The organism is Gracilibacillus thailandensis, assembly GCF_010994055.1.
GTDB classification, from domain to species: domain Bacteria; phylum Bacillota; class Bacilli; order Bacillales; family Amphibacillaceae; genus Gracilibacillus; species Gracilibacillus lacisalsi.
In genome coordinates this window covers 1-237 of record NZ_WJID01000114.1, presented here as the reverse complement: position 1 = coordinate 237, position 237 = coordinate 1, and the positions used below count along the sequence as shown (strand labels likewise).

Below are 237 nucleotides of genomic sequence, written 5' to 3'. Positions count from 1 at the left end.
AGAAAAGGTCATACTGCTGAATTTAAACGGACAGTATTGGATGCCTATGAAAATCAAGGATATAGCTTAAGTGAGATCCAGAGAAAGTACGGTGTACATCATACTACCCTTGTGTATTGGAGGAAAATGGTGGACAAATACGGTGTGGAAGGTTTAAAGGGGACTTCCCACAATAAAACCTACACTAAAGAAATGAAATTAGCTGCCATATCCGATTACCTTTCAGGTAATTATTCA

At 38.0% G+C, this 237-nt stretch carries 1 protein-coding gene; it reads left to right on the top strand.

Going from position 1 to position 237, the window contains the following annotated elements; translation table 11 throughout:
• A partial coding sequence (locus GH715_RS21990; protein ID WP_163578815.1) for a transposase occupies positions 1–237 on the top strand: 237 nt, incomplete at both ends.